Genomic DNA, 11,981 nt, shown 5'->3' with positions numbered 1-11,981 from the left:
TTTTCCAACTCGACCATGCCCCCCCAGACCACGCACCGCCGCGCCCGCCTCCTCCTGACCTTGGGCCTGACGACCCTCGCCGGTGTCGGCCTCGGCGCCTGCTTCAACGGCCTCGAGGCCGAGGGCCTGCCCTGCACCAGCAACTTTCAGTGCGGGACCAAGCTCGACTGCATCGACGGCCTGTGCGGGGGCAGCTTCGCCTGCGCCGAGGGTGGGTTCATCGAGCCCGAGCTGGTCTGCGACGGGACCCTCGACTGCGCCGACGGACGCGACGAGGACTTCACGCTCTGCTACGGCGAGGGCGAGAGCTTCACCTGCGCCAGCGGCCTGGAGCTGCCCACGGCGCTGACCTGCGACGGCGAGGCCCACTGCCCCGACGGCGACGATGAGGACGCCAGCACCTGCGGCGCGCTCGAGCTCAACTTCTGCGAGGACGCCGAGGGCTCGGCCTTCGACTATGGCCAGGGGCCGCTCAGCGAGAACAACGCCGGGCAGATGCCCCTGGCCGCTCACTTCGTGCAGCTGGCCGGCGACGCCTCGCCAGACGTGGTCTTCGCCGCCCGCGACGGCGCCTACGTCCGCGTCATCGAGTACGGCCAGGGCATGGGCCAGGAGTTCGACCTCCCGGGCAGCAGCGAGTCCCTGCCCTACTACGGCAACAAGGGCGTGGTCGACCTCGAGGTCGTCGATCTCGACATCGACGGCAGCCTGGACATCGTCGCGGCCGCCTGGGCCTCCGGCGAGGCGATCGAGCTCTACACCTACAAGAGCAGCGAAGGCGAGACGCCGGCGATGTGGGGCGAGCACAGCGTCGACATCCCCGGCACCCCCGAATTCGTCGGCCTCGAGCTCGGGGATCTCGACGGCGACATCTTCCCCGACGCGGCGCTGGTCGTCGACCACGTCAGCGGCTTCGCGGTCTACGTCGGCTCCGGCGACAACGGCCTCCACGACGAGCTCGGCACCTACTTCGACTTCAGCAGCGAGGCCCTCACCTTGCTGACCGGGCTCAACGAGATCCACGACCTCGCCCTCGCCGACGTCGACGGCCCCGAGGACGGCGGCTACGACGATCTGCTGATCAGCGGGCGCTCCTTGGACGACATCCCCCGCGTGTTGCTGCTGCGCCGCGACCTCGGCCCGCTCAGTCTCGGCTGGGAGACGCCGGTGACCATCGATCTCCCGGCCATCGAGGGCCACGAGATCATCGCCGGCAACATCGGCGGCGATCCCAACACCGACTTCGCGCTCCTCGACGTCGCCGGCAGCCTGCGCGTGTTCATCAACGACTCTGGCGCCTTCAGCCCCGGCGAGCTGCTCGAGACCGGCGGCGAGCTGCTCAGCGGCCTGACCCTGGCCGATCTCAACTGCGACAGCGCGACAGACCTCGTGTTCAACATCGGGACCACCGCCCAGATCCGGGCGCTGCTCGGAGACGGCGAGGGCGGCGGCCAGTTCGTGTCCTTCGACAGCTTTGGCATCCCGGGGGGCGGGCTCGACGTCGACGAGTTCAACCCCGACGACGACACCCCCGACATCGTCCACCTCGTGGCCAGCGAGCAAGACGAGGTGTTCAGCGTCGAGGTGCTCGTGTCCTCCGACGCGAGCATGCCCTGAGCCCGCGCCCTCGCGCCCCGGCCGGCGCTCAGTCGCCTGCTTCGGGCTCGCCTGTCTCGGGCACGAGGTCGACCTCGCGCACGAACACCCCGGCCTCTTGCAGCATCCGCGTGCTGATCTCGAAGTCCTCGACCCAGCGCTCGGGGATCACGATCGGCCCGGGGAAGATCACCTCGCGGACACCCGCCTGGATCAGCGAGCGCGCGCAGCGGGTGCAGGGCGGCCAGGTCACGTAGGCGCTGCAGTCCTTGAGCGCCACGCCGATGCGCGCCGCGTGCATGATCGCGTTCTCCTCGGCGTGGCAGATCAGCGGGTACTTGAGCTCTCGCTTGCTGAGGCGCTCGAAGGTGTCCTCGATGCCGCGCGGCAGGCCGTTGAAGCCCGTGCTACGGATCTCCCGATCCGGGCCCACGACCACGCAGCCCACCTGGGTCGAGGGGTCCTTGCTCCACCGGGAGATGTGCTGGGCGAGCTCGAGGAAGCGGCGGTCCCACTTGTGACTCATCGCCGCGATGATAGCGGCCCGGCGGAAAAAAATTCTCCTCCCTGGCCTTGCTCGTTCCTATCGTTCGGTCCATACCGAACGATAGGAAATGAGCGGAGAACACAGGCAGAAGCTCGAGGAAGGGGTGATCGCGTCGATTGCGCGAGTTTGCCACATCTACGGGATCCCCTCCAACCTGGGCCGCCTCTACGCCCAGCTCTACCTCAGCACCGTGCCCATGAGCCTCGCCGAGCTGGCCGAGGCGAGCGGCGCGGCCAAGAGCACCACCAGCGTCGCGCTGCGCCGCCTCGAGCGCTACCGCTTCGTCCGCCGCCTGCCCCGCGGCAGCGATCGCCGGGACTACTACGAGGCGCTCACGGACCCGGCCGAGATCCTGCGCGAGTGGGCCCGGCACTTTCTCCAGCCCGAGATGAGCGTCGGCGCCGACATGGTCGCCGACTTCGAGCGCGACCTCGAGCGCGCCGTCGCGGCCGGCGAGTACGCCGACGACGAGGCCGCCACGCTGCGCGAGCGCCTCGAGGAGATGCGCGGCTCCATGCACTTCGGCCAGATGTTGATCGAGACCCTGTCCAAGGGCGGACCCCTCCCCTTCGAGGGCGCCGCGCCTGACTTGCGACCGGAACTGCAACGAGAAGAGGAGCAATGACCATGCACGCCTACCAGCACCAAGACGCGACCATCAGCTTGCGCGACGGCCTGCGCGAGTACTTCCGCTCGGACCCCAAGCTCATCGATCCCGACGCCCTCGAGCAGCAAGGCTCGAAGGCCGCGGATCTGTTCCGCAACCACGACGTGGTCCACGTCGTGTTCGGCACCGACACCAGCGTGCGCCAGGAGGCCATGACCGACACCTGGTCCATGACCGGCACCGACGTCGGCGTGGGCGCCTACCTGAGCTACCTCAACGAGCCCCTGGCCATCGACATCGTCCGCGAGGTCGGCTGGATCAAGGTCCTGGGCGAGTCCCTGCGCGCGCTGCCCGACATGCTCGAGATCTGGCTGCGCAGCCGGAGGATGACCAAGAAGTGGCCGTGGAAGGACCACGACGCCTGGCTCGACGTGCCCCTGGCCGAGATCCGCCAGGAGTTCGGCATCGAGGTGTTCCAGCCGCGCCCGGTCGCCGCGCCCAGTCAGCCCGCGAAGGTCTGAAGCACCCGAAACGCGCTCGCCACCGCCACGCTCGAGGCGTTGGCGACCAGCGACCACAGCAGCGCGTCGCGGACCCCGAAGCGGCGCAGCCACCAGGCCTCGACGAGCACGGCGAAGGCCTCGGCGACGAGCAGATAGACGAGACCGCTGCCGAGCAGGCGCGGGAACACGAGATAGACGAATGGATGGGTCAGGGCGCTGGCGGCGAAGGCCACGGCCACACGCCTGGCCCGACCGTCGAGGGCGGCGAGCGCCCGCGCGTGGATCGGCACCTCGATCACCGAGGTCGCCGTGAAGGCCAGGATCCAGGCGCTCACGCGGCGCCTCGCCGACGCAAGCCCGCGGCGCCGCCAACGGCGACCACGAAGGCCACGGCGGTGACCAGCGCGTTGCGCCCCCGCGGGCCGAGGTGGCGCTCGGGCTCGCGGAACACGGCGATCTTGACCGCCTCCGAGCGCAGCGGCGCGCCGCTGCGGGCGTCGACGCCGACCACGGCCACGCGGCGCAGGCCGGGCTCGAGCTCCAGCGTGCTGCGTCGCGGCCAGGGCAGCAGCGGGCGGCCGAGCTCGCCGTCGACCTCGACGCGCACGGCCATCGCCCAGGGTTGCGCTCGCCCGACGACCAGCGGGACCACGGCCGGCTCGCCCTGGGCCCGCGACCCCGACCTGGGCGACTCGATCACGATCGCCTCCCCCGTGTCCGCGCGCGCGGGCACAGCCGTCAGCGACAGCGCCGCGGCCACGAGCGCGCCCCTGAGGCGGGGTCGCATCAGGAGTCGCACGTCCGACCCCAGCCCGCGCTGCGATCCCACGCACCGCGCCAGCGCAGGGCAGCGCTCACTCGCGCCGCCCCCGACGCCGGGCCAGGCCGATGGTGAACAGGCCAAACAAGATCAGCCCGCCGGCGCCCCCGAGCCGCGCCCCCGAGGTCACCGAGCAGCCGCGCGATTCCTCCTCGCTGGACCCGCCCTCCATGAGCGCGATCTCGACGGTCTCGGACGTCCTCTCGGTCCCGTCGGTGCTCACGGCCACGGCCACCAGGGTGTGCATGCCCTCGCCGGTGACGAGCACGTTTTCGAAGCCCCAGGGCGCGGCCGAGTCGACCGCGACCTCCTCGTCGTCGACGAGCAGGCGCACGCTGCCGAGGCCGTCGCCCTCGTAGACATCGAGGCTCACGTCGAAGGTCGCCGTCGTCCCGTCGAAGACCTGGCCGTTGGTCGGGCTGGTGATCTCCGCCGTGGCTGGCTCGTTGGCGACGTCCGCGTGGGCCGGCGTGGAGATCAGCCACGGCGTCGCGAGGCCGGCGGTCAGCAAGGAGGCGGTGAGTAATTTCGTTGCGATGTGCTTCATGGTCGGGTCTCTAGTTTTCTAGGAGCCCGTGCTGGGTTTCACCACGGGCTCCTCGATGCGAGCGAGTTGGTCTCGGCAGTGCGGTAAGACGCGAGCGCGGCCGCGGGTCCACAGCGAGGCCAGCAGCGCGAGCTCCAAGAACAGATGAAAGCGGGCCAGGCGGAGGTAGCCCGCGCGGGCCTGGGCGAGGTCGACGAGGGCCCAGGCGGCCAGGCCCATGGCGGCCGCGAGCGCGACCCAGGCCAGCGGCCCGAGTTCGGCGACGAGGGCCCGCCAGCTCGCCCGAAAGCTGCGCGGGGTCGCGCGCTCGCGGTCGTCCTCGGGGACCAGGCGCAGCCAGATCGCGTAGTGGACCGACTGGGCGAAGGCGAAGAGCAGCACCAGGCGCAGGGCCGCCGCGCCCGAGAAGCCCGGCGCGAGAGCCTGGAGGTGGTGGGCGAGGTCGAGGCGCGCGGGGGCGTGCTCGACGAAGGCGGCGTCGAGGCCACCGGCGAGGATCAGCGCGCAGCCGCCGAGCACGGCCAGCGCCGGCCAGCGCCGCAGGCCGCCCTCGTGCTCTCGCCAGCGCCACCACAGCGCCAGGGCGACGGCGTTGTGCAGGTGGAGCAGGACCAGGGTCGAGCGCGGGCCCGCGACCATGCAGACGCCAGCGGCGATCGCTGCCGCCAGCACCCCGACGAGCCGCCGCCAACGCGGGCCGTCGAGGCCGACGCACGCGCCCGCGACCGCGGCGAAGCCCACGGCCATGTCGGCGCCCACGGCCACGGCGACCAGCGGCAGGCCGACGCCCAGCCACAGCGCGGGGCGGCGGTGCCAGCCGGGTCTGACCACGCAGTAGCGAAGGTCCGCGAGCAGGTGCGGGACGCCGAGGACGATCGGGCCGAGGGCGAGCATCCACAGCGGAAAGCTGGCCACGCCGATCAACGCCGCGAGCACCGAGAGCGCGCCGATCAGCGCGACGCGAGGCTCACGGCGGGCCGCGAAGTGGCTCGACACCGGCATCGTCGCCCGCAAGGTCCGGGCGCGGAGGCGATCCAGCGGCGCCAGGGCGTGCTCGATCCAGGTGGTGCTCGCGGTCGACAAGGGTCCTTCGGTCCTTGCCAGCAAAGCGCGCACAAATCACATTTTTGGAGATTTCACGTAGGGTCCTCGCGCCCGCCGACACCGTGGAGATGAAGGGAGCAAGGAATCGATGGACTTCATCCAGTTCTACATCAATGGCGGCGTGTTCAATCACGCGATCACGATCACCGCGGCGATCGGCGTGCTCGCCCTGGCGCTGCACGCCCGCGCGCTCAAGCTCGGTCAGACGAGCGACGACGGCCTGCGCGTCGTCGATCGTCTCGTGGTCCTGTGCGTCGGCTTTGGCCTGCTCGGCACGCTCTTCGGCAGCATCGACCTCGCGGCCGCGCTGCAGACGATCCCTGCGGCGGACTACGACCTCGGCCGCGCGAGGGGCATGACGCTGGTGGTCATCCCCCTCGCGTGGAGCTTGATGTGCGCGATCCCGCTGTGGATTGCGAGCACGGTGCAGAGCCGTCGGCCGGCGCGCCAGCCCGCCCGAACCTGAGCGGGCCGCGGGAGCGAGCTCCGCACAGCGCGCAGACACGGGGCGAGGCCACGGCCGCTTCGCCCCGTGTCTGCGCGTATCGCCGTTCTCGGGCCGGCAGCGATTTTTCGATGTAGGGTTTTGACTGGCCGCGACACTGGCACCTCGTCATGGTCGAAGCGCTCTTCGTACCCATCTCCTACCTGGGCTCGACGATCTACTGGGTCCTCGGCAGCATGGTGCTGCTCTCCCTGGTCGCGCTGCCGACCATCCGCGCCCTGGCCATGCTGGTCTCGACCACCGGCTGGCTGACGCGGCTGCTCGCCCGCTGGCTGCGCCCGGTCAAGCCCGTTGTCGACCCCACCCGGCCGCTGACCCTCGACGGCCTGACCCCGGCGCTCGGCAAGCTCGCCCGCGACACCCGGACCTTGGCCCTGGAGCTGCGCCGACGCAGCGAGCTCGCCCGCCATTGGCCGGACGACGCCGCGGACGTCGAGCAGGCCAGCGCGGGCCTCGGCGGCCTGCGCTCCTTCATCTTCTCGGACCTCGGCGACTTCACCCCGCTGATGGACACCCGCCGCGAGGTCTACGACTGGCTGGGCAGCGTCGAGCGCCTCGCTGAGCGCGACCGCGCCCAGCTCCAGGGTCTGGGCGTCGACCCCGAGCAGGTCCGCCGCGCGCTGATCGAGTCGATGCGCGGGGGTCGGCAGGCCGCCGACGGCATCCGCGAGCTCGCGGGGCTGCTGTGGTCCATCGACGAGCGCCTGGCCGCCGGGAGCACCGCGGGCTACCGCACCAACGGGAGCTACGGCGCGTCTCAGCTCCAGGGCCGCGGACTGCCTGCCCCGGGGCTGGCCAAGGAGCCCGTGGTGGAACCCAGCGCGGCTCCTGGCGCCGCGATTTTCGTCGAGGACGACGAGCTCGACGAAGACCGCGAGCGCCAGCTCGCCGCCGTCTTGCGCGAGCACGGCTCCAGCATCTCGCGCATGGCCGCCAGCTACGGCCGCCACAGCGCCGAGCGCGAGGACCTCGAGCAAGACATCGCCCTCGCCCTGTGGCGCGCCCTGCCCAGCTTCCGCGGCGAGTCCTCGCTCAAGACCTTCGTCCACCGCGTGGCCCGCTACGCCTGCTTCCGCCACCTCCGCCGTCGTCGCCCGGGGGCCGAGAGTGTCGACGACACCCCGCTGAGCGATCCCGACACCTGCCCCGAGGCCGCCCTGCTCCACGAGGACGACCGCGCGCGCATGGAGCAGGCCCTCGCCGACCTCCCCCGAACCCTCGAGTCGACCCTGAGCCTCCACCTGCGCGGCTTCTCCTACGCCGAGATCGCCGAGGCTCTGGGTATCACCGAGCGCAACGTCTCGGTCCGCCTGACCCGGGCCCGCAAGCAGCTGCGCCGCCAGCTGGCCTGACAGTGGGCCGCGACTCAAGCGGCCGGGAGCTTGGCCGGGACGTCCACCCCCGCCTCGCGGAAGGCGTCCGCGACCGCCACGTGGTCGCTCGGTAGTCGGTCCAGCACCTCGTCGAGGGCCGCGTCCAGGCTGCTGACGACCTTGAGCGTGTTCGCACGCCGGGCGACCAGGATCAGGGCCGTCGTCATGCTCCGCATCACGGCCCCGCGAAAGCCCGTCGCCTGGATCACGATGACCATGCGGTCCAGCAGGGGCATCAGGCCCTCCGAGAGCCGCTCGAAGCGCGCCCGCTGGTCCTCGTCGAAGTTGTTCAGATCCTCTGGGATCACCGCGATGTAGACCACCTCTCGCCCCGAGGTCTCGCGCAGGCGCTTGACCTTCTCGTCGATGATCGCGCAGTCGCGGATCTCCGGCAGACCCCAGCGGACGACGAGAAGGTGCTCGAAAGATGCGAGTTGGCAGCCCACGCTCTCGGGTATGGCGAGGTCTTTTGCGCTTTCCAGTGACGAATTTCGAGACACACCTTCGAGTGATGACAAAAAATGTCACTAGCGTTTTTAGCGCAGATCACCGAGCCAAAATTTAGATAGCCAGCACACCTTCTGTGAGAAGTCTGCTCCCGCGTGTGATGAATGGCCGGATCCCCTTCCAGGTGGGAGTGCGCCCAAAAAAAGCGCGCGTTTTCGACATTCACTGTTCCAAAGCCCAGGTCCCAAGGGTATGCGCCCTACGCGGCGGTCCCTGAACCATGCCACCCTCTCCCACATGCGTCGTGACGTCGCCGTCGAAGTCAGCCGGCTCCTGGACGAAGACTCGGCCGCTCTCCAGCTCGAGGTGCTCTCGACCTGGGGCGGCCTCGACCGCCTGCTGACCCGACCACGCATCCAAAAACCGGGCCTGGCCCTGTCTGGCTTCGTCAAGCACGTCTATGGGGATCGCCTCCAGGTCCTGGGGCTGACGGAGATCGACTATCTGCTCAGCGTCGGCGAGGAGGCCGCCCGCGTCGGCGTCGAGAAGTACTGCAAGCGCAAGCTCGCGGCGATCACCTTGACCCGCGGCCTCGAGCCGCCGCCCCCGCTGATGGAGCTCGCGGAGCAGCACGGGATCCCGGTGCTGCGCACGCCGCTGATGACCTCGAGCTTCATCACCCGGGTGACCCGGCGCCTCGAGGAGCTGCTCTCGCCCCGGGCCAACATCCACGGGGTGCTCGTCGACGTGCTCGGCGTGGGCCTGCTGCTGATCGGGCGCAGCGGCGTGGGCAAGAGCGAGGCCGCCTTGGACCTGGTGCTCCGCGGCCACCGCCTCGTCGCCGACGACGTCGTCGAGGTCACCATCCGCCCGCCGGACACGATCTGGGGCTCGGCCACGCAGCTGCACCAGCACCACATGGAGATCCGCGGCATGGGCATCCTCAACATCACGCACCTCTTTGGCGTGGCCGCGGTCCGCGACAACAAGAAGATCGAGGTCGTCGTCGAGCTCTCGGACCTCCACGAGGACGACTACGATCGCCTGGGCACCGAGAACAACGCCTGGCCGGTCCTCGGCGTCGACATCCCCCTGGTCCGCATCCCGCTGCGAGCCGGCCGCAACATCTCCTCGCTGATCGAGGTCGTCGCCCGCAACCAGATCCTCAAGTACCGGGGCATCGACTCGGCGCGGGAGTTTCAAGAGAAGATCGCCACGCACATCGCGATGACCACCGGCGTCCCCCTACCCTCGACCAGCCCCGAGGACGGCGCGCCCGCCACCCCCCTGCCGCCCCAGGGCTCCGGGCGGGTGCAGCTGGGTGACGTCGAGTAGGTCTGGCCTGCCAGATCGGCGAAGATGCCCGCCATGGAGATCCTGATCGTCAGCGGACTCTCGGGCGCGGGCAAGTCGACCTGCCTGCGCGCCCTCGAGGATCTTGGCTACTACTGCGTCGACAACCTCCCGGTCCCCCTGCTCCCCGCGCTCGTCGCCAGCAAGCTCGAGCTCGAGCGCAGCCAGGCCCGGCCGCGGCCGCTGGCCGTCGGCGTCGACGCCCGCGCCAACGATCACCTGCACGCCTTCGCCGAGGTCCGCGAGCGCCTGCTCGGCGAGGGCCACAGCCTCGAGCTGCTCTTCCTCGAGGCCCCCGACTCCACCTTGGTGCGGCGCTTCTCCGAGACCCGGCGGCGCCACCCCCTGGGCGAGCTGCCCGGGGCGATCGGCCGCGAGCGCGAGCGCCTCGCCGAGCTGCGCGCCCTGGCCGACTCGGTGATCGACAGCGAGAACCTGCGCTCGCGCCAGCTCAGGCAGCTGATCCGCGATCGCTACGCCACCCGCGGGGGCGTGCTCCACCTGGTCTTGATGTCCTTCGGGTTCAAGAACGGCCTGCCCAGCGAGGCCGACCTGGTGTTCGACGCCCGCTTCTTGCAAAACCCCTTCGACGTGCCCGAGCTGCGGGCCAAGGGCGGCTTCGACGGCTCGGTCCGCGACTTCGTGCTCGCGCAGGACGACGCCCGCGAGCTGCTCGAGCGCATCGAGGGCTGGCTGCGCTTCCAGGCCCCGCGGACGATCAGCGAGGGCCGCTCCTACCTCACCGTCGCCCTCGGCTGCACCGGCGGCCAGCACCGCTCCGTGGCGCTGGTCGAGGCCTTGCACCAGCGCTGCCTGGCCGAGCCCCTCGCCCAGCCCGCGCCCGTGCTCTCGATCCGCCACCGCGACCTGGAGCAGGCCCTCGCCGACACGGCGCACCTGGGCTGATCGGAGCGCGCCGCGTGCGTGCCTTTGTGTCCAGCACGAAGTTCCCCGCCAGCGCGCTCACCTTTCCCTTCCTCGCGTCGAAAAGCTCGGTAATTCCAAGGAGATCGATGTTCGGCCGGGTGGGGGTCGAAGCACCCACGGGCGACGAGGCGCCCCCGGTTGCGCGCGCGGCCTGCTGGAGGCAGCATGCAAGCGAGGCGATGCCAGCCGACGGAATCACCCTTGGTTCTCCCGAACAGGGCACGAGCGAGCGCTCGGAAGCCAAGTGTGGGGTGATCTTGATCGGCCACGGCTCCACGGCCACCGCCCTGCTCGAGGCCGCCAAGATGATCGTCCCCGGCGAGGGCCTGGCGGAGGTCGTCGCGCTCGACGCGGGCGCAGGACGCACACCTGCCCTCCAGGCCCAGATCCGCGCCACCATCGACGAACTCGACCAGGGCCGCGGCATCTTGCTGATCTCCGACCTGCTCGGCTCGAGCCCCTGCACCTGCGGCCTCGAGGGCAGCAGCGGCCGCCGGGTCGCCCTGGTCACGGGCCTCAACCTCGCCATGCTCATCAAGCTCGGGACCGCCGATCGCGAGGTCAGCCCCGCCGAGCTCGCCCAGGCCTGCGCCGACACCGGCACCCGCTCGGTCTGCGTCAAGGTCTGGGACCTCAAGGCTCGCCAGTCGAGCGACTGTCCGAGCTGACCGCTCCCAAGAAAGCCGCCCAAACAATGGCCCGCAGCAAGTCCAGCGAGCTCGAGATCGTCAACCCCCTCGGCCTCCACGCCCGCGCCGCGGCCAAGCTCGTCGGCCTCGCCAACAAGTACGAGTCCGAGGTCTGGATCGGCAAGGACGGCCAGGAGGTCAACGGCAAGAGCATCCTCGGCGTGTTGATGCTCGCCTGCGGCCAGGGCTCGAAGATCAGCTTGCGGGTCGAAGGCCGCGACGCCGAGAAGGCCTACGACGCCCTCGCGGAGCTCGTCGGCCAGGGCTTCGGCGAGATCTGAGCCTCGCCAAGGCTGCACACCGCGGCTCGTTCTGACACACCACGGGTCGGGTCCGCGCCCGACCCCGCGCAGCTCGAGGGCAGCGACTCGAGCCCCGCCAAACCCTCGTTTGCGGCGCCCGAGCGCCCCGCAGCCGCTTTTTCGCGTGTCTGGCATGGCGCTTGCGGTTGTCCGTGGCCATGAACATCTCCCGCAACCTGCTCATCAGCTGCCTGCTCGCCTTCAGCCCCAGCCTCCTCATCGGCTGCGACAAGGACAAGGAGCCCGCCGTCGAAGAGCCCGCGGACAAGGGCGCGAACGAGGATAAGAAGGTCGAGGTCGAGGTCGAGGTCGAGGAAGACAAGACCCCCGAGCCCGAGCCCGCCGGCGACGAGGGCGACGGCCCCGACAACCTGTGTAAGAAGTACGCCAGCTGCAACGCCTGCATCGCCGGTGAGCAAGACGACGGCAAGACCGAGGGCGAAGCCGAGACGGTCTGCGCCCTGGCGGTGACCGGGTGCTGGACGACCTGGGACAAGCCCGTGGTCTGTGGCGAGAAGCAGTACGACGAGAAGCCCGAGTGATGCCCTCGCTCGTGATCACGCGGACGCGCGGCAGGGGGCGCTCGTGCCCCCTGCCGCGCGTCGCCTCGACCCGCCCAACATGCCTAACATGGGCCGTCGAGGCGCCGTACACTGGCCGC

The 11,981-nt window shown here is 70.5% G+C and carries 16 protein-coding genes; 10 read left to right on the top strand and 6 right to left on the bottom strand.

Features of this window, described 5'->3' with window-relative positions; all coding sequences use genetic code 11:
- The first annotated feature begins 15 nt into the window (after window positions 1-15).
- Entirely contained in the window at window positions 16-1,617 is a 1,602-nt protein-coding gene (locus G6O69_RS19975) for an LDL receptor domain-containing protein (RefSeq protein ID WP_172305117.1), read from the top strand.
- A 28-nt stretch (window positions 1,618-1,645) separates the two neighbouring features.
- Here the strand turns inward: G6O69_RS19975 and G6O69_RS19970 are convergent, their stop codons facing one another.
- A complete protein-coding gene (locus G6O69_RS19970; protein WP_172305116.1) occupies window positions 1,646-2,122 on the bottom strand; it encodes a dCMP deaminase family protein in 477 nt (158 codons plus the stop codon).
- An 88-nt stretch (window positions 2,123-2,210) separates the two neighbouring features.
- Between G6O69_RS19970 and G6O69_RS19965 the strand changes: the two genes are divergently transcribed.
- Window positions 2,211-2,768: a MarR family transcriptional regulator gene (locus G6O69_RS19965; RefSeq protein ID WP_176396970.1), complete on the top strand. Its 558-nt coding sequence runs from the start codon at window positions 2,211-2,213 to the stop codon at window positions 2,766-2,768.
- 2 nt (window positions 2,769-2,770) lie between these two features.
- The gene (locus tag G6O69_RS19960) at window positions 2,771-3,271 is read left to right on the top strand and encodes a hypothetical protein (RefSeq protein ID WP_172305114.1); all 501 of its coding nucleotides are present in this window, start codon (window positions 2,771-2,773) and stop codon (window positions 3,269-3,271) included.
- Here G6O69_RS19960 and G6O69_RS19955 read toward each other — a convergent pair.
- From G6O69_RS19955 to G6O69_RS19940, 4 genes are all read right to left on the bottom strand, one after another.
- Entirely contained in the window at window positions 3,253-3,588 is a 336-nt protein-coding gene (locus G6O69_RS19955) for a hypothetical protein (protein ID WP_172305113.1), read from the bottom strand. The genes G6O69_RS19960 and G6O69_RS19955 overlap by 19 nt on opposite strands.
- A complete protein-coding gene (locus tag G6O69_RS19950) occupies window positions 3,585-4,040 on the bottom strand; it encodes a hypothetical protein (RefSeq protein WP_172305112.1) in 456 nt (151 codons plus the stop codon). The genes G6O69_RS19955 and G6O69_RS19950 overlap by 4 nt, the downstream gene beginning before the upstream one ends.
- 67 nt (window positions 4,041-4,107) lie before the next feature.
- On the bottom strand, window positions 4,108-4,620 hold the full coding sequence (locus G6O69_RS19945; protein WP_172305111.1) for an Ig-like domain-containing protein: 513 nt from the start codon (window positions 4,618-4,620) through the stop codon (window positions 4,108-4,110).
- 18 nt (window positions 4,621-4,638) lie between these two features.
- Window positions 4,639-5,703 carry a hypothetical protein gene (locus tag G6O69_RS19940; protein ID WP_172305110.1) on the bottom strand — a complete coding sequence of 355 codons (1,065 nt, stop codon included), beginning with the start codon at window positions 5,701-5,703 and terminating at the stop codon, window positions 4,639-4,641.
- 109 nt (window positions 5,704-5,812) lie between these two features.
- On the opposite strand from G6O69_RS19940, the gene G6O69_RS19935 reads away from it, so the two are divergent.
- A complete protein-coding gene (locus G6O69_RS19935; RefSeq protein WP_172305109.1) occupies window positions 5,813-6,190 on the top strand; it encodes a hypothetical protein in 378 nt (125 codons plus the stop codon).
- Window positions 6,191-6,339: 149 nt separating this feature from the next.
- Entirely contained in the window at window positions 6,340-7,581 is a 1,242-nt protein-coding gene (locus G6O69_RS39415) for a sigma-70 family RNA polymerase sigma factor (protein ID WP_217909872.1), read from the top strand.
- A gap of 14 nt (window positions 7,582-7,595) precedes the next feature.
- Here G6O69_RS39415 and G6O69_RS19925 read toward each other — a convergent pair whose 3' ends face one another.
- The gene (locus tag G6O69_RS19925; protein WP_172305108.1) at window positions 7,596-8,048 is read right to left on the bottom strand and encodes a hypothetical protein; all 453 of its coding nucleotides are present in this window, start codon (window positions 8,046-8,048) and stop codon (window positions 7,596-7,598) included.
- 298 nt (window positions 8,049-8,346) lie between these two features.
- Between G6O69_RS19925 and hprK the strand changes: the two genes are divergently transcribed.
- From hprK to G6O69_RS19900, 5 genes are all read left to right on the top strand, one after another.
- Complete coding sequence (gene hprK / locus G6O69_RS19920; RefSeq protein ID WP_172305107.1) at window positions 8,347-9,384, top strand: HPr(Ser) kinase/phosphatase; 1,038 nt, start codon at window positions 8,347-8,349, stop codon at window positions 9,382-9,384.
- Between the two features lie 24 nt (window positions 9,385-9,408).
- Window positions 9,409-10,308: an RNase adapter RapZ gene (rapZ, locus tag G6O69_RS19915; RefSeq protein WP_172305106.1), complete on the top strand. Its 900-nt coding sequence runs from the start codon at window positions 9,409-9,411 to the stop codon at window positions 10,306-10,308.
- 200 nt (window positions 10,309-10,508) lie between these two features.
- Window positions 10,509-10,997 carry a hypothetical protein gene (locus tag G6O69_RS19910; RefSeq protein ID WP_172305105.1) on the top strand — a complete coding sequence of 163 codons (489 nt, stop codon included), beginning with the start codon at window positions 10,509-10,511 and terminating at the stop codon, window positions 10,995-10,997.
- Between the two features lie 26 nt (window positions 10,998-11,023).
- Window positions 11,024-11,299 (top strand): HPr family phosphocarrier protein, encoded by a 276-nt coding sequence (locus G6O69_RS19905; RefSeq protein ID WP_172305104.1) that lies wholly within the window; start codon window positions 11,024-11,026, stop codon window positions 11,297-11,299.
- Between the two features lie 179 nt (window positions 11,300-11,478).
- Window positions 11,479-11,862, top strand: coding sequence for a hypothetical protein (locus tag G6O69_RS19900; RefSeq protein ID WP_172305103.1), 384 nt, complete (start codon window positions 11,479-11,481; stop codon window positions 11,860-11,862).
- Window positions 11,863-11,981 lie beyond the last annotated feature (119 nt).

It is taken from the genome of Pseudenhygromyxa sp. WMMC2535, from assembly GCF_011083025.2.
Note: the sequence above shows the minus strand (reverse complement) of the source record. Positions and strands in the feature narration are given on the sequence as shown.